Below are 19,468 nucleotides of genomic sequence, written 5' to 3'. Positions count from 1 at the left end.
CTCGTGCCCCCGCGTGGAGAAGCGCGCCCGCCGAGCGTCAGGGAGCCGGACCGGCCCGGCTCGAGGACGCCGTGCTCAGTGTGGGCCGGTGGCGGGTCGTCAGCGGATCAGGGATGTGTCGATGGTCATGGGGAAGGGGATGGTGGTGGTGAACGGGGTGGTGGGTGTCGCGGTGATGGTGGTCTCGTAGCCGTCGGGGTGGGGGCTGGGCATGGGGTTGGTGTGGACGGTCAGGGTCTGGTTGCGGGCGTCGAGGATCCAGTACTGCGGGATGCCCGCGGCGCCGTAGTCATGGCGGCGCAGGACCAGGCCGGGCAGCGGGTTGCTGAGGGACATCACCTCGACGGCGATCAGGACGTCGGTCGCGGGGACCACGTCGCCGTCGTCGTCGGTGGCCTCGGGGCGGGTGACCAGCAGGTCGGGAACATAGGTGCGACCCTCGCCACAGTCGACGCCGAGGCCGACGGCCAGGACGGCGAAGTCGGGCGGGCAGGCCTTGCGCAGCAGCGTCTCGAGGCGGTGGCTCGCGCGGCGGTGGGAGACCGCCGGCGGCAGCGTGAGCAGGGACTGAGCCGAGTCAGCCAGAACACCAACCATCGTCATGCCCCCATGCTGCCACTGGGGTACGACATATTTTTTCCACCAGGTGGAGCGCGCGGAACTCGGCTGAGGGGCACCGGCACGCTCTCGTAGGCTGGCGGCATGCAGCTCATCTCTTTTGCCCGTGGCGCACCCAGTCTCGACATCATCGACATCGACGGGCTGAAGGCCGCTGCGGTGCGGGCCTTTGAGGCCGACCCGGCCGGCATCACCGCGTATGGCACGTCGGTCGGCTACCTTCCGCTGCGGTCGTGGATCGCGGCCAAGCACGGCGTCGACGCGGAGCAGGTCATCGTGACCAACGGCTCGCTGCAGGCCGACGCGCTGCTCTTCGAGCACCTGGTGAAGCCGGGCGACGCGGTGATCGTGGAGAAGCCCACGTATGACCGGACGCTGCTCAACCTGCGCAACCTGGGCGCCACGGTGCACCCGGTGACGGTCGACGCCGACGGCATCGACACCGACGAGCTGCGCGCGTTGCTCGAAACAGGGGTGCGCCCGACGCTGGCGCACATCATCCCGAACTTCCAGAACCCCGCCGGGGTCACCCTGAGCGCGGAGAGAAGGGCGACGCTCGTCGCGCTCGCGCAGGAGTTCGGGTTCACGATCTTCGAGGACGACCCGTACGCGGACATCCGCTGGCGCGGCGAGAAGCTGCCCACGATGCTGTCGCAGGACACGACCGGCGTGGTCGTGCACGCGAGCTCGTTCACCAAGACGATCGCGCCCGGGCTGCGGGTGGGTTACCTGGTCGGGCCGAAGGCGACGATCGCGGCGATCGCGAAGCGGGCCACCAACCTGTACATCTCCCCGAGCATGGTCGCCGAGGCGATCACGCACCAGTTCTGCGTCAGCGGGGACATCGAGCGGTCGATCGCCAAGGTGTCGGCGACGCTGGGCGAGCGGGCCCGCCTGCTGGCCGAGGGGCTGCGCAAGCACGTGCCGGACGCGACGTTCGTGGAGCCCGACGGCGGCTACTTCCTGTGGGTGGAGCTGCCCGAGGACGTCGACACGACGGAGCTGGAGACCGTGGCGGCCCGGGACTTCGGGGTGGCCGTGGTCAAGGGCAGCGACTTCCTCCTGGAGGGCGGGAAGCACTCGGTGCGGCTGGCGTTCTCGGCGGTACTGACGGACCAGGTCGACGAGGGTGTCAGCCGCCTGGCGGCGGCGATCGAGGCCGTCCGCAAGGGCTGAAACGCAGCTGAACCAAAGCGACACCAAACCGTGATGGCGGGGTGGGTTCCGCAGGCGGCTCCGGATGGCCCAAAATCCAGCCCGGCGCGCTTTGCTGAATCGCGCTGCAGACATCACCCCCCGCCCCCCAACGGCACCGGGTGGGTCGACCGCGCCCCCACCCCCCACCTGCGGTCGACTCACCCGGTGCCTACTTTGGTGCGAGAACAACAGGGCGGAGGTCGCGATGACCGACGAGCAGCTGGCCGGCTCCCTGTCCAGGGCACTGGCCAGGCCGGTGCGGGCGATGTCACGCATCCTGAGCCCCGCGACACCGGTCCCGGCGACGGCCGAGCCACCGACCACGGCGAGCTCGATCGTCGACTGTGCGCTGTATGTGGATGGTGTACGGCAACCCGGCAGCTGGCACTACGCGGAGGCGCTCACGGCCGCCCGGCGGCAACGGCACGGGTTCGTCTGGGTCGGGCTGAAGGAGCCGGGCGCGCAGGAGATGGCCGCCATCGCGGAGACGTTCCAGCTGCACGAGCTGGCCGTCGAGGACGCCGTGACCTCGTCGCAGCGGCCGAAGGTCGAGCGGTACGGCGACATGACGTTCATGACGATGCGCACCGCCCGGTACGTCGAGCACGACGAGCTGACCGAGAGCAGCGAGGTCGTGGAGACCGGCGACGTGCTGATGTTCATCGGTGAGCACTTCATCATCACCGTCCGGCACGGCGACGCGTGCCGGCTGACGCCGGTGCGCGCGGACCTGGAGCGGCGCCGGGAGGTGCTGGCGCGCGGGCCGTGGGCGGTCGCGTACGCCGTCGCGGACACCATCGTCGACGTGATGGTCGAGGTCGTCGCGGCCATCGAGGAGGACGTCGCGATCATCGAGGACCAGGTGTTCAGCCCGGCGAAGCGGAGCAAGGGCAAGACCGGCACCGATCGGATTCAGCGGGTGTACCAGCTGAAGCGCGAGCTGATGGAGTTCAAGCGGGCGGTCCTGCCGCTGCAGCGCCCGCTGGCCGGGGTGGTCAGCGGCCAGCTCGCCGAGGTGCCCGAGGAGATCCGCCGCTACTTCCGCGACGTCAACGACCACCTGGTGCGCACGGTCGAGCAGGTGCTCTACCTCGACGACGTGATCAACTCGGTGCTGCAGGCGCGGCTGGCGCAGGTGAGCGTCGACCAGAACAACGACATGCGCAAGATCGCCGCCTGGGCCGGTATCGCCGCCGTGTGGACGTCGGTCGCCGGCGTGTACGGCATGAACTTCGACTTCATGCCGGAGACGAAATGGGTCTTCGGCTATCCGGGCGTCATGACGCTGATGGTCGTCGCCTCGGCTCTGCTCTACCGCGCGTTCCGCAAGTCGGGCTGGTTGTAGAAACGTAGGGAGCAGCGAAAACGCGGACGGGCCGTCCCCCGTGGCTGGGGAGGGCCCGTCCGCGCGCTCACGTCAGGACCGGCTGTTCTTCGACGCCGCCTGCGGCATCGGGTGCTTCTCGTACTCGCCACTGCCCGCGGGGCCCGTGTTGGTGCCCTTGCTGCCGATCAGGTCCGAGGCGCGGTCCTTGGCCGCCTCGCCCATCGTCTTGGCCTTGTCGATCCCCGCATCCATCGTGGACTTCGCCGAGTCGAGCATCGAGCCGGTGTCGCTGGCGGTCCGGGTCGAGCCGTATTCGTCCCAGGCCTGGTTGGCCCGGCGACGCCGCATCAGGGCGGTGGCGGCGCCGACCGCCGCGCCCGCCATCAGCAGGCCACCGATGGTCATCGGCCAGCGGCGGCCGGTGCGGCTCTCCTTCTTCATCATCTTCTTTTTCCCCTTGCGCCCCATCTTCTCGGCCTGCTTGCTCGCCTGGAGCGAACGTTCGCGGGCGATGACGAGGACGGTCCCCGCCGCGCCGCTGGCCTTCGCGAGGCCCGGCTTGACCGCCTTGCGGGCGTATTCGACGCGCGGCGCCAAGGCACCCGAAGCGCCATCGGCTGCGTGCGCTGCGGCCATCCGCAGGTGGCCCAGGCTCTCGCCGAGCTCATCCTGCATGAGACGACGGTGCGTCTTGACCTCACGACGTCCAAACACTTGCTCCACCTCCATGGCCGCGAAACCTCGTCCTCCCCGGGTTACCCAGGCAGAACATTCCGAACCGGTCCGCTGTTGGCCATCCTGCCGCGTGCGAGCGGCCCGCACACCCGGATCCGCCAGAATCCGCATCCGATACCGTGATGACGGAATGTCACCAAAGAAAGGGAGAACTGGTGGCCGAGCAACTGTTCGCGACGCTGCACACCAACGTCGGCGCCATCCGGCTGGAGCTGTTCCCCAACCACGCCCCGAAGACGGTTCGCAACTTCGTGGAGCTCGCCGAGGGCAGCAAGGAATACACCGACCCGCGCACGGGCGAGCCCGGCAAGGGCCCGTACTACAACGGCGTCATCTTCCACCGCGTGATCGACGGCTTCATGATCCAGGGTGGTGACCCGACGGGCACCGGCACCGGCGGTCCGGGCTACAACTTCAACGACGAGATCCACCCCGAGCTGCACTTCAACCGGCCGTTCCTGCTGGCCATGGCCAACGCGGGCATCCGCTTCGGCCAGGGCACCAACGGCTCGCAGTTCTTCATCACCCTCGGCCCGACGCCGCACCTCAACGGCAAGCACACGATCTTCGGTGAGGTCGTCGACGACGACTCGAAGAAGGTCGTGCAGCAGATCGGCAGCACGCAGACCGGCCAGATGGACCGGCCCCGCCAGGACATCGTGATCGAGCGGGTGGACATCGAACGGGTCTCATAGGAGGCCTGGCTAATCTTGTCTGCATGACTCAGCCGCCGGCGAACGTGGTCCCTCACTGCTACCGGCACCCTGACCGCGAGACGTACGTCCGGTGCACCCGCTGCGACCGGCCGATCTGCCCGAATTGCATGAATGAGGCGTCGGTCGGTTTCCAGTGCCCGGAGTGCGTCCGCGAGGGTGCCAGGACGCAGCGTCCCGCCCGGACCGCGTTCGGCGGCGGCACGGAAGGTGCCGTCGGCGCGGTCACGATCACGCTGATCGTGATCAACGTGCTGGTGTTCCTCGCCGGTGTGATCAGCTCCGGCAGCGCCCAGTCGATCGCGGGCGGCGGCATGGGCGGGCTGCTCGGTGGCGGCACGCCGCTGCACGAGTGGGGCTCGCTGGTCACCTACAACTCGCGGCAGATCAGCGCCACCGAGGCGCAGATCATCCCCGGCGGCATGATCGACGGCGACTACTACCGCCTCTTCACCTCGATGTTCCTGCACTACGGCGTCTTCCACCTGCTGATGAACATGTGGGCGCTGTGGGTGCTCGGCCGGCCCCTGGAGGCGATGCTCGGCCGGGCCCGGTTCGCCGCGCTCTACCTGGTGGCGGGGTTCGGCGGCAGCGTCGCGGTCTACCTGTTCTCCGACCCGCTGGCGCAGACCGCGGGTGCGTCGGGCGCGATCTTCGGACTGTTCGCCGCGCTGATCATCGTGCTGCGCAAGATGCGGCGCAGCGTCGCCGGGATCGTGCCGGTGCTGGTGCTCAACCTGGTCCTGACGTTCAGCATCGACGGCATCTCGATCGCCGGGCACCTCGGTGGCATGGTGGCCGGCGCGGCCGCGGCCGCCGGGCTGGCGTATGCGCCGCGGCAGCACCGCACCCTGATCCAGTCGGGGGCGCTGGTCGCCGTCGTGGCCGTGCTGGCGGTCCTGACCGTGGTGCACACCGCCGGGCTGATGCCCACGGGCGACTACGTCACCCAGCTGAACGGCGGCAACTAGGCGCGCCAGACGCGGCCCTGCAGGAGCGAGTCGGCCCCGACCCAGACGAAGTTCATCATGCGCGTCGCGGTGTGGTCGGGGTCCTCCTCCTCGTGGTCGGCGAGCCAGTCGGCGAGGGACTCGGCGGCGCCGACGTAGGCGTAGGCCATCGCGGTGAAGTCGCCTGGGCGGCCCGGCACCTCCGCGGCCGTGGCGGCGCTCTCCAGCAGCCCGGCGACGACCTCGACGATCCTCGCCCGCATCCCGGCGAGCTCGCCCGCGAAGTGCGGCTCGCTGCGGGCCTGCCGGTAGAGCACCCGCCAGCCGTCCCGGTGCGCCCCGACGAAGGTGAAGAACGCCCGCAACCCGTGCCACAGCTGCTCGTCGGGGCGGGCCGCGGGCAGTACACCTGCCGCCACCGCCTCCATGAGCCTGGTCGCCTCCCGGTGCAGGCACGCGACGAACAGCTCGTCCTTCGTGCCGAGGTATGCGTAGACCATCGGCTTGGAGATGCCGGCGACCTCCGCGATCTCGTCCATCGACGCGGCGTGGAAGCCATGCTTGGAGAAGACCTGCACCGCGGCGTCGAGCATCTGCTGCTCACGCACCACGCGCGGAAGTCGTTTCAGCATCTTGTCACCTTACCTACTCGTGCGTAAGGTTACGCATCAGTAGCTTATTTCAAAGGACGAAGGGCACACCGACATGGCCGACCTCGACGCCCTGGGCGACTTCAACTCCGTCGACCCCAAGCAGTTCGCGCAGCTGGTGAAGGGCGCCTCCGACGCCCAGCTCGGCGAGCTCATGGCGGGCCCGCAGCGCAAGGCGATCCTCGACACCATCTTCTCCCGCTTCCCCGAGCTCTTCCGCGCCGACCGGGCCGGCGCGACCAACGCGATCATCCACTGGACGATCACCGGCGCGCCCGACGACGGCGCCGAGACCTACGAGCTGGTCATCGCCGACGGCACCTGCGTGCTCTCGCCGAGCGCCGACCAGGAGCCGAAGCTCGCGATCACCGTCGGCCCGGTCGACTTTCTCAAGGTCGTCTCCGGTGCCGGCAACCCCATGATGATGTTCATGACCGGCAAGCTCAAGGCCAAGGGCGACCTGGGCCTGGCCGCCAACATCGCGAACCTGTTCGACATCCCGAAGGCCTGAGGCAGCGCCCCATGCCCGAGTTCTCGCTCGACCTGAACGAGGAGCAGCGGGATCTCCGCGACTGGGTGCACGGCTTCGCAGCCGACGTCGTGCGCCCGGCCGCCGCGGAGTGGGATGCCCGCGAGGAGACCCCCTGGCCGGTGATCCAGGAGGCGGCGAAGATCGGCCTGTATGGCTTCGAGTTCCTCGCCAACACCTGGGGCGACCCGACCGGCCTGTCGTTGTGCCTGGCGTCCGAGGAGCTCTTCTGGGGCGACGCCGGCATCGGCATGGCGATCTTCGGCACCAGCCTGGCGGTCGCCGCGATCTACGCCTCCGGCACGCCCGACCAGATGCTCGAGTGGGTGCCGCAGTGCTTCGGCGATGCCGCCGACCCGAAGGTCGCGGCGTTCTGCACCACCGAGCCGGAGGCCGGATCCGACGTCGGCTCGATGAAGAGCCGCGCGCGGTACGACGAAGCGACGGACGAGTGGGTCATCAGCGGGCAGAAGGCCTACGCGACCAACGGCGGCATCGCCAATGTCCACGTCGTGACGGCCAGCGTGGAGCCCGAGCTGGGGTCCCGCGGGCAGGCGGCGTTCGTCGTGCCCCCCGGTACAGTGGGATTGAACGGCAGCAAGAAGCTCAAGAAGCTCGGCCTGCGCGCCTCACACACCGCCGACGTGTTCCTCGACGACGTGCGGGTGCCCGGCCGGTGCCTGCTCGGCGGCAAGGACGCTCTTGACGCCCGGCTCGCCCGCGCCCGCGAGGGCCGCAAGGCGCAGGGGCAGGCCGCGATGCGCACGTTCGAGCTGTCCCGGCCGGCGGTCGGGGCGCAGGCGCTCGGTGTGGCCCGCGCCGCGTACGAGTACGCGCTGGAGTATGCCAAGGGGCGGGTGCAGTTCGGCCGGCCGATCATCGAGAACCAGGCGATCGCGTTCACCCTCGCCGACATGCGCATGGAGATCGACGCCGCCCGCCTGCTGGTGTGGCGGGCCGCCTGGATGGGGCGCAACAACCGCCCGTTCGAGGCCGGCGAGGGCTCGATGAGCAAGCTCAAGGCCGGCGAGGTCGCCGTCGCGACGACCGAGAAGGCCGTGCAGATCCTCGGCGGGGCCGGCTTCCTGCGGGAGCACCCGGTCGAGCGCTGGTTCCGCGACGCGAAGATCTACACGATCTTCGAGGGGACCAGCGAGATCCAGCGCCTGGTCGTCGCCCGCGCGATCTCGGGCACCTACATCCGGTAACTCCCCCCTCGACAGGCCGGAGGAGCCATGGACACCCCCTTCATCCTCCGCACGATGGCCGGCCGGAAACTGCTCAACCCCGGCCGGCCCACGCGGATCGTCCGGCAGCTCAACGCCCTGCGCCGCTGGGGCTTCGGGCTGTACGGCGAGATGCGTTCGACCGCGGCCCGCGACCCCGACCGGGTCGCGGTCGTCGACGAGGACCGGCAGCTCACGTACACCGAGCTCGACCTGCGGGTCCGCCGCCTCGCCAACGCCCTGCGCGCCGAGCACGGGGTGCGCGCCGGCGACCGGATCGGCCTGCTGTGCAACAACTCCGCCGGCATGGTCGAGGCGATGCTCGCCCTGATCGCGCTCGGCGCGCAGGCCGTCCTGGTCAACACCGGCCTCGGCGACGGCCAGCTGGAGGCCGTCGCGCACGACCAGTCGCTGGCCCTGCTGATCCACGACGACGACCTGCTGGGGATGCTCGCCGCGGTGCCGCCGAACCTGCCGCGACTGGCGATGTCCAAGACCGCCGGGCTCATCCACCGGGCACCCTCCGCCGAGCTGGAGCCGCCCGCGGCCGCCGGCTCCGTGGTGGTGCTGACGTCCGGCACGACCGGCGCGCCGAAGGGCGCGCGGCGCCGCAACCCGTCGGGCCTCGGGCCGCTCGCGTCGGTGGTGTCACGGATCCCGCTCTACGCCGGCGAGCGCATCTTCGTCGCCGCGCCGCTGTTCCACACCTGGGGGCTGGCCGCGCTGCAGCTGTGCCTGGCGCTGCGCGGCACGATCGTGATCGCGCGCCGCTTCACCCCGCAGTCGACGGTGGCCGCGGTCGGCGCCACCGGGTGCACCTCGCTCTTCGCCGTGCCGGTGATGCTGCAACGCCTGCTGGAGGCGCCCGCACCCATGCCGACGCTGCGGGTCGTGGCCACCTCGGGCTCGGCGCTGACCGGCCCCCTCGCGTCGCGTTTCATGGAGGTGTACGGGCCGGTGCTGTACAACCTGTACGGCTCCACCGAGGCCTCCTGGGCGTCGATCGCCACCCCGGACGAGCTGCGGGACGCCCCCGGCACCGCGGGCCGCCCACCGCGCGGCACCCGGGTCGCGATCCTCTCCGACAGCGGCACCGAGCTGCCGACCGGCGTCATCGGGCGGATCTTCGTCGGCAACGACATGCTCTTCGAGGGCTACACCAACGGCACCGGCCGCGAGTCCCACGGCGACCTGCTGGCCACCGGCGACCTCGGCCACCTCAACGCCGACGGCCTGCTCTTCGTCGACGGCCGCGAGGACGACATGGTCATCTCCGGCGGCGAGAACGTCTACCCGGGCTCCGTCGAGGACGTCATCGCCGAGTTGCCGCAGGTCCGCGAGGTCGCCGTCGCCGGCGTACCGGACGAGGAGTTCGGCCAGCGGCTCGCCGCGTGGATCGCCCTGCACGACGGCGAGTACGTCGACCCGGAGGCGGTGCGCGAGTACGTCCGGCACCGCCTCGCCCGCTTCTCGGTCCCGCGCGACGTGTACTTCGTCGCCGCCCTGCCCCGCAACGCCACCGGCAAGGTCGTCCGCCGCCGCCTCTTCGGCGACTGAACCGCGCCCGGGTGCGGTCCCCCGTTTGTCGACCGCACCCGGGCGCGGGTTCACGGCAGGAGCGGCTGGGCCGGCTGGGCCTTCAGCGCCGACAGGTTCTTGACCAGGTACGCGGTCGCGACCCCGGCCGTGGACACCGTCCAGATGACCGGGTTGCCGTCCGCGTCCTGGGTCAGCTGCACCGACGCGGCCCCCGGGTGCCAGTCCGTGGCCAGCCGGTGGTCCGTGTAGTGCAGGGTCGTGCCGTCGTAGGTGACCGACGTCCACAGGTGCACCGCGCCCGTGGACCCGTTCCACAGCAGCAGCGCGGTGCCGCTGGGCAGCAGCTTCGACGCGATCCGCCACGACTCCCAGTCGGTGCCGCCCGCCGGCGTGGCCAGCGGCGTCGGGCTGGGCATGTAGTACGCGCCGGTGCCGTTGAAGTTGGGGTAGTAGTCGAGGGTGTAGCCCGAGCCGGGGGCGCCGACGATGCCGAACAGGTCGGGGTAGGCGAGGCCCGCGCCGGCGCTGTCGTAGGCGTTGGCGACCGCGATCGGGTTGTTGCCGTCGAGGTCCGACATGGTGCCGGCGGGCAGCACCGTGGCCCCGGTGACGTCGAGCGGGCCGCCGTTGTCGAGGCTCGGCACGATCATGGCCAGCCCCGCGTTGAGACCGGTCGGGTAGAACACGAGCACGTCGTTGAAGCTCGTGCCGGTGAACCGGCCGGCGATGACCTGCGCGCCGTCGAAGTCCGGCGCGGGCCAGGAGGACAGGCCCGCGATGCCCGCCGCCGGGGTGCGCAGGCCACCGCGCTGCGCCCGGCCGGCGGCGAGCCACACGCCCTGCGGCAGCCCGGTCGCCGGCCCGGCGGTCAGCAGGTCCGGCTGCCCGTCGCCGGTCAGGTCCTGGTCGGCGAACGGCGGCGGGTACACGGCGTTGAAGGTGATCGTGGTCGTGTCGGTGAACGTGCCGTCCGGCTCGACGGCCGTGACCGCGAGCGTGTTGGTGAAGCGGGTCGGCACGACCTGGACGGTGACCGTGCGCCTGCCGGCGGCGACCCGCGTGGGCGCACCGGAGTTGAGCTGATACACGAACGCCGTCGGGACCGGGCTGCCGGCCGGCTCGGCGAAGCTGAACTTCCCCTTCACGCCGACGGTGAACGAGCTGCTGACCGCCGTCACGGTGGGCGCGGCCGGCGGGACCGTCGCGGCCCCGGCGGCGGGGGTGAGCAGGGCCTGTGCCAGCACCAGTCCGGCGCCGAGCACGGCCGCCCGCAGCAGCGGGTGTTTCGTCATGGGTTCCTCCCCGTCAGGCACGCCCGCATCGGCGCGCACCACTGACACGCCGGCCGCGGCGGGAGGTTGCACCTCCGGGAGAGAATCTTTCCGACCCAACGATCTCCGCTGCTGCGGACTCTCGGCCATTGCCAGCCGGAGCCGGCCCTTTCGGGGAGTTAGGGGTACAGCGTCAGCGCCGGCGTCATGACGATGCCGATGAGCTGCTGCTCGGTGAGCGGGGTCGGCTCGCCGGTCTTCGTGGGGCGGGCACGGGCCAGCAACCTCGTCCCGTCCGGGCGGACCGCCCAGACGTCGATGCCGAAGCCGTCGGGCACGTCGCTGCGGATCATCAGCTCGGTGCTGCCGATCGTCAGGGTCCGGCACCTGGCCTTCGGCGAAGCGCACTCCTCCTGCATGTGCGCGTGGTACTGCGCGGGGGTCAGTTCGGACGCGTCGAGCCGCACCCACACGATGCCGCCCGGCACCAGGACGGTGCTGGAGTAGCCGCCGAACTCGTCGTCCGCCACCCTGAGGAACCTGGCGGGCAGCGGGGTCGGCTGATCTTCGGCGTTGACGATCGTGGCGCCGGGCAGGAGGCGGCGCAGCAGCGCGGTGAACTCAACGCTGAGGCGGGCCTGCGCGTCGCCGCAGGACTCGGTGAGCGGCACCAGCGGCTTCGCCTGGTTCTGCTGCTTGGTGACCTCCGCCGTCGGTACGTCCACCGTGGAAGACGGCAGGGCGCACGGCGCCGGCGCGCCCGTCACCGTCGAGGGCGGGGCGCCGGGGCTCTGGCCGGTCGGCTGGGCCAGATACTGCGGCAGCACGACCACGCCGGCGGCGAGGACGGCGGCGATCCCGAGACCGGTGACGGCCCGCATGCGGCGGACCCGGCGGTGCTCGCCGGTGATGAGCTGGTCGACGTCGATGGCGGTCGGTGGCGGGTCCTGGGTGGCGGCGTGCATGGCATCGGTCAGATCCACTGCGGGTCTCCCTCCGTGAGGCGCGCCCGGAGCGACTCCAGCGCGCGGGCGGCCTGGCTCTTGACGGTGCCCTCGCTGCAGCCGAGTGCCTGCGCGGTCTCCTCGACGGACAGGTCGCAGAAGTACCGCAGGACGAGCACGGCCCGGCGGCGCGGGGGCAGCCCGGCGAGGAGGGAGAGCACGTCCAGCCGCTGGTCGGCGTCCGGACCGGAGGCCGGGCGGTCCGGCAGGCGGTCGGTGGACGACTCGCGCCGCCAGGGTCGGCGGCGCTCGTCGAGCCAGGCGGACATGAGCATGCGCCGCACGTACGCGTCGGGATGCTCCATCCTCGACGCGCGTTTCCAGTGCCGCAGCAGCTTGACCAGCACGGTCGACGTCAGGGTCGTCGGCCAGGTGCCAGTCGGCGCACAGCAGGTATGCGGTGCGGCGCAGGCGGTCCAGGTTGCCCGCGACGTAGTCGCGGTAGGCCTGCTCGGTCGGCATCCGTGCTCCCTCTCCGTTCGGGTTCACCGGGAGAACGGAGGCCGGCGCGTGCGGGGTTGCCTAGGGGATCGAGATCCTGTCCTCGAGGGCGGCGAGGGCGATGTCGGTGCGGTGCTGGGCGCCGTCGAAGCTGATCGCGTCGACGAGCCGGTAGGCGGCCGCGCGGGCGTCGGCCAGGGTGTCGCCGGTCGCGGTGCAGGTGAGGACCCGCCCGCCGGCGGTGACCAGCGCGCCGTCCTCCGAACGGGCGGTGCCGGCGTGGATGACGCCGGGGACGCCGTCGGCGCCGGTGATGACGTCGCCCTTGCGGGCCGACTCCGGGTAGCCGGCGCTGGCCATGACCACGCAGACGGCCGAGCCGGGGCGCCACGCCAGCGGCGGGTCCTCGGCGAGCCGGCCGACGGCGGCGGCGTGCAGGACGCCGGCGAGCGGGGTTTCGAGGCGGGCCAGGACCACCTGGGTCTCCGGGTCGCCGAAGCGGCAGTTGTACTCGATGACCTTCGGGCCCTGGGCGGTCAGCGCCAGCCCCACGTAGAGCACCCCCGTGAAGGGCGTGCCGCGCTTGCGCATCTCGGCCAGCGTGGGCTGCACCACCGCCGCCATGACCTCGTCGACCAGGCCCGCGGGGGCCCAGGGCAGCGGCGAATACGCGCCCATCCCGCCGGTGTTGGGCCCGGTGTCGCCGTCGCCGATGCGCTTGAAGTCCTGGGCCGGCTGCAACGGCACGGCAGCGGTGCCGTCGGTGACGACGAAGAGGGAGACCTCGGGGCCGGCCAGGTACTCCTCGACGACGACCCGCCCGCAGGCGGCGCCGTGCGCGAGGGCCTCGTCGCGGCTCTCGGTGACGACGACACCCTTGCCGGCGGCGAGACCGTCGTCCTTCACCACGTAGGGCGCGCCGAACGCGTCGAGCGCCTCCGCCAGCTCCTCGGGCGAGGTGCAGACGAACGAGCGGGCGGTGGGCACGCCCGCCGCCCGCATCACGTCCTTCGCGAACGCCTTCGAGCCCTCCAGCTGCGCGGCCGCCTGCGACGGGCCGAAGCAGGCGACGCCCTTCGCCCGGACCGCGTCGGCGACCCCCGCCACGAGCGGCGCCTCCGGGCCGACGACGACCAGGTCGACGCCGCGCTCGACGGCGAGGGCCGCGACCGCGTCCGGGTCGAGCGCGTCGACCCCCACGTTCGTCGCGATCGCGGCGGTGCCGGGGTTGCCCGGGGCGACGATCAGGTCGGTCACGGCCGGGTCGGCAACCAGGGCAGCGGCGATGGCGTGTTCACGACCACCGGAGCCGAGCAGGAGTACGCGCACGCGACAGATTAAAGCAGGCTGTGACGCACCACGTTCTCGTCACGCCCGGGACCCACCCCGACGATCGACACCCGGGTGCCGGCGAGCTCCTCGATCCGCTCGATGTAGCGCTGCGCGTTGACCGGCAGGTCGGCGAACTCGCGCGCCTTCGAGATGTCCTCCCACCAGCCGGGGAGCTCCTCGTAGACCGGGGTGGCGTGGTGGAACTCGGTCTGCGTCATCGGCATCTCGTCGGTGCGCTTGCCGTCCACCTCGTAGGCCACGCAGAGCGGGACCTTCTCCAGGCCGGAGAGCACGTCGAGCTTGGTGACGACCAGGTCGGTGATGCCGTTGAGCCTGGTGGCGTACTTGGCGACGACCGCGTCGTACCAGCCGGTGCGGCGCTCCCGGCCGGTCGTCGTGCCGTACTCCCGGCCGATCTTGCGCAGGTGCACGCCGAAGTCGTCGAACAGCTCGGTCGGGAACGGGCCGGAGCCGACCCGCGTCGTGTAGGCCTTGGTCACGCCGATGACCTGCGTGATCGCGGTCGGCGGCACACCCGCGCCGACGCAGGCGCCGCCCGCGGTCGGGTTGGACGACGTCACGAACGGATACGTGCCGTGGTCCATGTCGAGCATCGTCGCCTGGGCGCCCTCGAGCAGGACGGTCCGGCCCTCCTCCAGGCCCTTCCAGAGCACCTGACGGGTGTCGGTGATGTAGGGCCGCAGGCGCTCCGCGTAGGTCAGGTACTCCTCGACCGTCGCGTCGACGTCGATCTCCTTGCGGTTGTACACCTTGAAGAGGACCTGGTTGCGCTCGCGCAGCACGATCTCGAGCTTCTTGCGCAGGATGCCCGGGTCGAGCAGGTCCTGGACGCGGATGCCCATGCGGGCGACCTTGTCGCCATACGCCGGGCCGATGCCGCGGCCGGTCGTGCCGATCCGGGACGAGCCGAGGTAGCGCTCCACGACCCGGTCCAGGGCCCGGTGATGCGGCATGATGAGGTGTGCGTCACCCGATATCATCAGGCGGGACACATCGACGCCGCGCTCGGCGAGACCGTCGATCTCGACCAGCAGCACCTTCGGGTCGATGACCACCCCGTTGCCGATGACGATCGCCGCGTTGGGCCACAGTGCCCCTGACGGCATGAGGTGCAGGGCGAATTTCTGCCCGTCCGGCGTCACCACGGTGTGACCCGCGTTGTTGCCGCCGGAGTAGCGCACGACGTAGTCGACGTCGCCGCCAATCATGTCGGTAACCTTGCCCTTGCCCTCGTCGCCCCACTGAGCGCCGATGAGCACGATCGCTGGCATCGTCTGTTGCCCTCTCCAAAGGGTCGGGCGCCCCAGCGGGTCGCCCGGGGTGCCAGGCTAACAACCGCGTGAAAGGCAGGTTGACAACGGTGGTCGACGTGGTGGTGCTCGCGCTGGGCGAAGGCAGCTCCTGCGGCTGCGATGGCGGCGCGTGCGGCACGCGTACTCCTATTCTTGCCTGCCGCGACGCGCTGCGCACAGCAAGCGCCCAGGTCGAGACGGTCGTCGCACACACCGACGCGGAGATCGACGCGGCGCTGAAGGCCCTGCCGGACGTGCGGCTCGTCGTGGCGACCGCCGCCGACGGCCAGCTCCGCGCGGTCATGCGGCGGCTGGTCCGGATGTACGCCCCGGCACCCAGCAAGCGGGCACTGTCGGAGGAGGCCATCCCCGACGACCGGACGCTGCCGGACCTGCCGCCGGTCGGCATCCTGCCGCTCGGCCCCGACTCCACGGACCTCGTGACCCGCCTCGGCCTGCCCCGCAACCCCGCCGACGTGGCCGCCGCCGTCCTCGGGGGCAACACCCGCCGCCTGGACCTGCTGCGCAACGACGGCGGCGGGGTCACCCTCGACGGCGTCCTGGTCGGCGGGGTCGACGCGAGCGGCTCGGCCAGCACGTTCCTCGCCCGGGTCGAGGTCGACGACGCCGTCCTCGCCGACGGCACCGAGCCCGTGCTCATGTCGGTGGTGGCCAACGCTTCGCGGTATGCGACGGTCGACGGCCTCCCGCTGGTCCTCTCGCCCTCCGTGGACGACGGCGTCCTGGACGTGGCGGTGGCGGTGCCGCGGGCGTCCCGGTCGCTCTTCCGCCGGCCCCGCGTCGAGATCGAGGTCCGCCGCGCGCACGGCCGGGCGGTCGCCATCACCCCCCGCACCGAGATCCCCTTCGTCGACGACGGCGCCGAGGGCACCCTCACGCGGAAGCGCTCGTGGTGGATGGAGCGCGCGGCCTGGGCCGTGTACGTCCCCTAAGCGTCTCCTTCGCATACGGTGCCGACTCGCATACGGTGGGGGAGCGCGGGAGGGGAACAGCTGTGAACGACGCACTCTGGCCGCCCGACGAGTTCGTCTCGGGCCGGCGCACCGAAGCTCACGCCGGCCGGGAAGCCGGCGGCGCTCCGCAGGAGGACGACGCTCCGCAGGAGGAGCCGGAGCACGTCGGGTCGCCCTGGTCACAGCCGCCGACCCGGACGCGGTTGACGCAGGCGAGCGAGCGGGGTGACGTCGACGCCGGCGATCCGGGGCCGTGGCTCGAGCCCGCACCGGACGCCGACGACCGCGGCAGTGAGATTCAGCACGGGCAGCCGGTCCCGCATGTGCCGGTCTCGGGCGCGGGCGCGATCCCGGTCTCCGGGGCCGGTGGGATCCCGGTCTCGGGCGCGGGAGCGGTCTCCATGCCGGGCGGCGGCGCGCCACCTGGCAACGGCGCGGTGCCGGTCAACGGCGTGCCGGTGCCGCGGCCCCCGGTCCTGTCCCACCCGCGGGCGGCGCCGCCACCGCCCGCACCGCCCACCTACCGGGCGCCCGCCACGTATCAGCCGCCGCCCACCTACCAGGCGCCCCCCACCGATCAGCCGCCGGCGCCGCCCGCGTATCAAGCTCCCCCGACGGATCAGCCGCCGGCGCCGCCCGTACATCAGCCGCCGCCGCCACACCAAGGGCCTGCGGCCCATCAGGTGCCGCCCGGTCACCCGGCGCCGTCGGTGGCGCACCGGCCGCCGAGTGAGGCGCCGCCGCCCGCGAGCTGGTCGGACGGGAGCACGCCGACGGCGGACGAGTTCGCGCGGCGCAGGCAGGCGCGGCCCGCCGACCCGGTCGCGGCCCGCGGGGTGCGCGGGGCGGTGTCCAAGGGCACGCTCGGCGTGCTGTCGCTCAGCCCCGGACGGCGGGAGCTGGAGTTCCGGCGCGACGTCGACCTCGTCCGGCGCAACTTCGGCGGGCTGCGGCAGGTGACCGTGGTCAACCCGAAAGGTGGCGCCGGCAAGACGGTCGCGGTGCTGCTGCTGGCGATGACGTTCGGGCAGAAGCGCGGCGGGTACGTGCTGGCCTGGGACAACAACGAGACCCAGGGCACGCTCGGCATGCGGGCGCAGCAGGACTTCCACAACAGGACCGTCCGTGACCTGCTCCGCGACCTGGACCACTTCCAGGGCGCGCAGGGCCGGGTCGGCGACCTGTCGCAGTACGTCAGGGCGCAGGGCGAGGGCATGTTCGACGTGCTCGCCAGCGACGAGTCCGCGACCGCCGGCGAGATGCTCACGGCGCAGTCGTTCGGCGAGATCCGCGACGTGGTCAGCCGGTTCTACAAACTGATCGTGGTGGACACCGGCAACAACGTCCGCGCGGAGAACTGGCAGGCCGCGATCGACGCCACCGACCAGCTGGTGGTCACGATGTCGGCCCGCAACGACTCGGCCGAGACGGCGTCGAGGATGCTCGACCACCTGGAGCAGCACGGCCGGCAGCGGCTGGTCCGGCAGGCGGTGACCGTCGTGTCGATGCCGCCGAGCCGCCGGCACCTCGACATCCCGGCGATCACCCGCCACTTCGCGGCGCGGACCAGGACGGTGCTGCTCGCGCCGTACGAACGCTTCATCGACTCGGGAGAGCCGATCCGCTACGGGGGGCTGACCTCGGCGAGCCGCGACGCCTGGTTGAAGGTCGCCGCGGCCATCTCCGAAGGGCTGTGACGGGTTACCGCAGGGCGGCCGTGGCCGCCGGGTCGCTGTCATCGAGGAACTTCGCGCAGCGCTCCGCCTCGTCGGCCTCGCCGATCGACCCGGCGGCGAGGCCGAGCGCGTTCAGCGCGCGCAGGAAGCCCCGGTTGGGCTCGTGCGACCACGGCACGGGGCCGGCGCCGCGCCAGCCGCTGCGGCGCAGCTGGTCGAGGCCGCGGTGGTAGCCGGTGCGGGCGTAGGCATAGGCGGTGACCGGCTCGCCGTCGGCGAGGGCGAGCTCGGCGAGCTCGGCCCAGGCGGCGCTGAACGCCGGGTGGGCCGCTGCGACGTCCTTGACGTCCTTCTCGGAACCGGCGGCGGCGGCGAGCTGCGCGGCGGCCTCAGGCTCGTCGGGAAGCAGCGTCGGTGAAGGCTGGGGCAGCAGGTTCTGCATCCAGCCATTCAACCAGGTTGGCTGAACGGTGGAGGCTGCGTCCCGCGAGCGGGGGGTGTGCCCGGTTCGGGCGAGTACTAGAAAGGGAGGTCCGGAGCCTCCCCAGGACCCGGTTACGCGGTGGCCCGATCTCGACGGTCGGGCCATCGCCCTTTGCACCACCTGGCAAGATGGCGTCGTGCCCACTCCGCCCCCGCCAGACGTGGTCGCGCTGCACGACCACTCGCCCGACGAGATCGAGTCGCCGGAGGAGCTGCTGTTCCATCTGGACAACGGCTCGCTCGCCACGAAGGTCGTCCAGGGTCTCGACCTCGCCGCCGTGGACCTCTCCGGCGTCGACGTGCAGGACACGCTCTTCGTCGGCTGCCGCTTCGCGGCCACCGAGGCCGTCGTCGACCTGCTGCGGCGGCGGGCGGTGGTGGTGCCCGAGTTCGCCGGGCTGCCCTACCCGACGCACCCCTCGCAGCTGTACGTGCCGGACGACCTCGCCGCCGGGTTCGCCTCCGACGGGTTCGACGGCATGTTCGACACGCTGGTCTACGAGCACTTCCGGGCGACCGGCGGCGCGACGCCGGAGATCCGCGAGGCGATCGCGCAGCGGATGCACGACTCCGGGATCGACAACGCGCTGGCCAACGTCACCGCCGGCTGGATCGGCGCGCGCGGCCCCGCCGCCGCGATCGGCATCATGGGCGGCCACGCCGTCCCGCGCGGCGCTTCCGACTACCGCAACGCCGCCGAGCTGGCCTGGCGTCTCGCCGGCGCGGACCGGCTGGTGGTCACCGGCGGCGGCCCGGGCGTGATGGAGGCCGCCAACCTGGGCGCGTTCCTCGCCGACCAGCCGCTGAGCGCGCTCGCCGACGCGATCGACCGCCTGTCCGCGGCGCCCGACTTCCACGACCACGACCCCTTCACGAGGGCGGCGCTGGACGTACGAGCGGCGTATGCGCGACCGGTCCCGCCGACGCCCGACTCGGTCGAGCCCGCCGACCAGGTGGCCGTCGACCCGGTGACCTGGGCCCGCCGCGGCGGCCTGGCGATCCCGACGTGGCTCTACGGCCACGAGCCCGCCAACCTCTTCGCCGCCAAGATCGCGAAGTACTTCTCCAACGCGATCCGCGAGGACACCATCCTGCGCCTGTCCCGCGGCGGCATCGTCTTCGCCCCCGGCATGGCCGGCACGGTGCAGGAGATCTTCCAGGCCGCGACGAAGACGTTCTACGCCACTGACGGCGTGAGCGGCCCGTTCGTCTTCCTCGACGGCAAGCACTGGACCGAGCGTCTGCCGGTCCGCAGCCTGCTGGAGCCCCTGCTGGCCGCGTCCCCCGTCGGCGACCTGCGCCACCTGCTCCACATCACCGACGACGTCGCCGAGGCCGCCGAGATCCTGACCGCCACCTCATAATCCGGCAGCTTTCGCCACCCAGCAGCGTCTCGACCTGACGGATCGCGAGCAGGCGATCCGGAGCCACTGCCGCCTGCCGCGTACGGACGGCCACCCCGGCTCAACCCGGCCCGGCACAGGCATCGC

Annotated in this window: 19 protein-coding genes; 10 read left to right on the top strand and 9 right to left on the bottom strand. The window is 71.8% G+C overall.

All coding sequences use genetic code 11. From position 1 onward, the window contains the following. Positions 1-99 precede the first annotated feature (99 nt). On the bottom strand, positions 100-603 hold the full coding sequence (locus tag ABD332_RS07110) for a Uma2 family endonuclease (protein ID WP_344500862.1): 504 nt from the start codon (positions 601-603) through the stop codon (positions 100-102). A gap of 99 nt (positions 604-702) precedes the next feature. Here ABD332_RS07110 and ABD332_RS07105 point away from each other — a divergent pair, with 99 nt between their 5' ends. Both ABD332_RS07105 and ABD332_RS07100 read left to right on the top strand, forming a co-directional pair. Continuing rightward, positions 703-1,794, top strand: coding sequence for an aminotransferase-like domain-containing protein (locus ABD332_RS07105; protein WP_344500860.1), 1,092 nt, complete (start codon positions 703-705; stop codon positions 1,792-1,794). A gap of 226 nt (positions 1,795-2,020) precedes the next feature. Further along, the gene (locus ABD332_RS07100) at positions 2,021-3,160 is read left to right on the top strand and encodes a magnesium and cobalt transport protein CorA (protein ID WP_425552140.1); all 1,140 of its coding nucleotides are present in this window, start codon (positions 2,021-2,023) and stop codon (positions 3,158-3,160) included. A 72-nt stretch (positions 3,161-3,232) separates the two neighbouring features. Here the strand turns inward: ABD332_RS07100 and ABD332_RS07095 are convergent, their stop codons facing one another. Continuing rightward, positions 3,233-3,817, bottom strand: a complete 585-nt coding sequence (locus tag ABD332_RS07095) for a hypothetical protein (protein WP_344500858.1) — start codon at positions 3,815-3,817, stop codon at positions 3,233-3,235. Positions 3,818-4,032: 215 nt separating this feature from the next. On the opposite strand from ABD332_RS07095, the gene ABD332_RS07090 reads away from it, so the two are divergent. Further along, complete coding sequence (locus tag ABD332_RS07090) at positions 4,033-4,572, top strand: peptidylprolyl isomerase (RefSeq protein ID WP_344500856.1); 540 nt, start codon at positions 4,033-4,035, stop codon at positions 4,570-4,572. A gap of 23 nt (positions 4,573-4,595) precedes the next feature. Next, positions 4,596-5,561 carry a rhomboid family intramembrane serine protease gene (locus ABD332_RS07085; RefSeq protein ID WP_344500854.1) on the top strand — a complete coding sequence of 322 codons (966 nt, stop codon included), beginning with the start codon at positions 4,596-4,598 and terminating at the stop codon, positions 5,559-5,561. Here ABD332_RS07085 and ABD332_RS07080 read toward each other — a convergent pair. Then, positions 5,558-6,172 carry a TetR/AcrR family transcriptional regulator gene (locus ABD332_RS07080; RefSeq protein ID WP_344500852.1) on the bottom strand — a complete coding sequence of 205 codons (615 nt, stop codon included), beginning with the start codon at positions 6,170-6,172 and terminating at the stop codon, positions 5,558-5,560. The genes ABD332_RS07085 and ABD332_RS07080 overlap by 4 nt on opposite strands. A 73-nt stretch (positions 6,173-6,245) precedes the next feature. Between ABD332_RS07080 and ABD332_RS07075 the strand changes: the two genes are divergently transcribed. Genes ABD332_RS07075 through ABD332_RS07065 form a run of 3 tightly spaced genes read left to right on the top strand, consistent with a single transcriptional unit; the run spans position 6,246 to position 9,502 of the window. Further along, positions 6,246-6,701, top strand: a complete 456-nt coding sequence (locus ABD332_RS07075; RefSeq protein ID WP_344500850.1) for an SCP2 sterol-binding domain-containing protein — start codon at positions 6,246-6,248, stop codon at positions 6,699-6,701. 11 nt (positions 6,702-6,712) lie between these two features. Continuing rightward, positions 6,713-7,927, top strand: a complete 1,215-nt coding sequence (locus tag ABD332_RS07070) for an acyl-CoA dehydrogenase family protein (RefSeq protein WP_344500848.1) — start codon at positions 6,713-6,715, stop codon at positions 7,925-7,927. Between the two features lie 27 nt (positions 7,928-7,954). Then, positions 7,955-9,502 (top strand): AMP-binding protein, encoded by a 1,548-nt coding sequence (locus ABD332_RS07065; protein WP_344500846.1) that lies wholly within the window; start codon positions 7,955-7,957, stop codon positions 9,500-9,502. Positions 9,503-9,552: 50 nt separating this feature from the next. Here the strand turns inward: ABD332_RS07065 and ABD332_RS07060 are convergent, their stop codons facing one another. From ABD332_RS07060 to ABD332_RS07040, 5 genes are all read right to left on the bottom strand, one after another. After that, a complete protein-coding gene (locus tag ABD332_RS07060) occupies positions 9,553-10,776 on the bottom strand; it encodes a hypothetical protein (protein WP_344500844.1) in 1,224 nt (407 codons plus the stop codon). A gap of 158 nt (positions 10,777-10,934) precedes the next feature. Then, positions 10,935-11,738 (bottom strand): hypothetical protein, encoded by an 804-nt coding sequence (locus tag ABD332_RS07055; RefSeq protein WP_344500842.1) that lies wholly within the window; start codon positions 11,736-11,738, stop codon positions 10,935-10,937. Continuing rightward, positions 11,729-12,106: a sigma-70 family RNA polymerase sigma factor gene (locus tag ABD332_RS07050; protein WP_425552139.1), complete on the bottom strand. Its 378-nt coding sequence runs from the start codon at positions 12,104-12,106 to the stop codon at positions 11,729-11,731. Before ABD332_RS07050 ends, ABD332_RS07055 begins: the two co-directional genes overlap by 10 nt. Before the next feature lie 175 nt (positions 12,107-12,281). Continuing rightward, a complete protein-coding gene (purD, locus tag ABD332_RS07045; protein WP_344500840.1) occupies positions 12,282-13,529 on the bottom strand; it encodes a phosphoribosylamine--glycine ligase in 1,248 nt (415 codons plus the stop codon). Positions 13,530-13,537: 8 nt separating this feature from the next. Continuing rightward, complete coding sequence (locus tag ABD332_RS07040) at positions 13,538-14,824, bottom strand: adenylosuccinate synthase (protein ID WP_344500838.1); 1,287 nt, start codon at positions 14,822-14,824, stop codon at positions 13,538-13,540. A gap of 89 nt (positions 14,825-14,913) precedes the next feature. Here ABD332_RS07040 and ABD332_RS07035 point away from each other — a divergent pair, with 89 nt between their 5' ends. Both ABD332_RS07035 and ABD332_RS07030 read left to right on the top strand, forming a co-directional pair. Then, positions 14,914-15,798: a diacylglycerol/lipid kinase family protein gene (locus tag ABD332_RS07035; RefSeq protein ID WP_344500836.1), complete on the top strand. Its 885-nt coding sequence runs from the start codon at positions 14,914-14,916 to the stop codon at positions 15,796-15,798. A gap of 62 nt (positions 15,799-15,860) precedes the next feature. Next, the gene (locus ABD332_RS07030; RefSeq protein ID WP_344500834.1) at positions 15,861-17,516 is read left to right on the top strand and encodes a MinD/ParA family ATP-binding protein; all 1,656 of its coding nucleotides are present in this window, start codon (positions 15,861-15,863) and stop codon (positions 17,514-17,516) included. A 4-nt stretch (positions 17,517-17,520) separates the two neighbouring features. Here the strand turns inward: ABD332_RS07030 and ABD332_RS07025 are convergent, their stop codons facing one another. Beyond that, positions 17,521-17,937, bottom strand: coding sequence for a DUF3151 domain-containing protein (locus tag ABD332_RS07025; protein WP_344500832.1), 417 nt, complete (start codon positions 17,935-17,937; stop codon positions 17,521-17,523). Between the two features lie 178 nt (positions 17,938-18,115). On the opposite strand from ABD332_RS07025, the gene ABD332_RS07020 reads away from it, so the two are divergent. Continuing rightward, positions 18,116-19,342: an LOG family protein gene (locus ABD332_RS07020; protein ID WP_344500830.1), complete on the top strand. Its 1,227-nt coding sequence runs from the start codon at positions 18,116-18,118 to the stop codon at positions 19,340-19,342. Positions 19,343-19,468 lie beyond the last annotated feature (126 nt).

Origin of the sequence: Dactylosporangium maewongense (assembly GCF_039531485.1) — a bacterium.
Lineage (GTDB): Bacteria > Actinomycetota > Actinomycetes > Mycobacteriales > Micromonosporaceae > Dactylosporangium > Dactylosporangium maewongense.
The sequence above is the reverse complement of the archived record's forward strand: the minus strand, read 5'-3'. Positions and strand labels throughout refer to the sequence as shown.

What these genes read in the sequence shown, in the direction of transcription:
- ABD332_RS07110 (WP_344500862.1), bottom strand. Translation starts at nt 603, where the DNA reads ATGACGATGGTTGGTGTTCTGGCTGACTCGGCTCAGTCCCTGCTCACG.
- ABD332_RS07105 (WP_344500860.1), top strand. Translation starts at nt 703, where the DNA reads ATGCAGCTCATCTCTTTTGCCCGTGGCGCACCCAGTCTCGACATCATC.
- ABD332_RS07100 (WP_425552140.1), top strand. Translation starts at nt 2,021, where the DNA reads ATGACCGACGAGCAGCTGGCCGGCTCCCTGTCCAGGGCACTGGCCAGG.
- ABD332_RS07095 (WP_344500858.1), bottom strand. Translation starts at nt 3,817, where the DNA reads ATGCAGGATGAGCTCGGCGAGAGCCTGGGCCACCTGCGGATGGCCGCA.
- ABD332_RS07085 (WP_344500854.1), top strand. Translation starts at nt 4,596, where the DNA reads ATGACTCAGCCGCCGGCGAACGTGGTCCCTCACTGCTACCGGCACCCT.
- ABD332_RS07080 (WP_344500852.1), bottom strand. Translation starts at nt 6,172, where the DNA reads ATGCTGAAACGACTTCCGCGCGTGGTGCGTGAGCAGCAGATGCTCGAC.
- ABD332_RS07075 (WP_344500850.1), top strand. Translation starts at nt 6,246, where the DNA reads ATGGCCGACCTCGACGCCCTGGGCGACTTCAACTCCGTCGACCCCAAG.
- ABD332_RS07070 (WP_344500848.1), top strand. Translation starts at nt 6,713, where the DNA reads ATGCCCGAGTTCTCGCTCGACCTGAACGAGGAGCAGCGGGATCTCCGC.
- ABD332_RS07065 (WP_344500846.1), top strand. Translation starts at nt 7,955, where the DNA reads ATGGACACCCCCTTCATCCTCCGCACGATGGCCGGCCGGAAACTGCTC.
- ABD332_RS07060 (WP_344500844.1), bottom strand. Translation starts at nt 10,776, where the DNA reads ATGACGAAACACCCGCTGCTGCGGGCGGCCGTGCTCGGCGCCGGACTG.
- ABD332_RS07040 (WP_344500838.1), bottom strand. Translation starts at nt 14,824, where the DNA reads ATGCCAGCGATCGTGCTCATCGGCGCTCAGTGGGGCGACGAGGGCAAG.
- ABD332_RS07025 (WP_344500832.1), bottom strand. Translation starts at nt 17,937, where the DNA reads ATGCAGAACCTGCTGCCCCAGCCTTCACCGACGCTGCTTCCCGACGAG.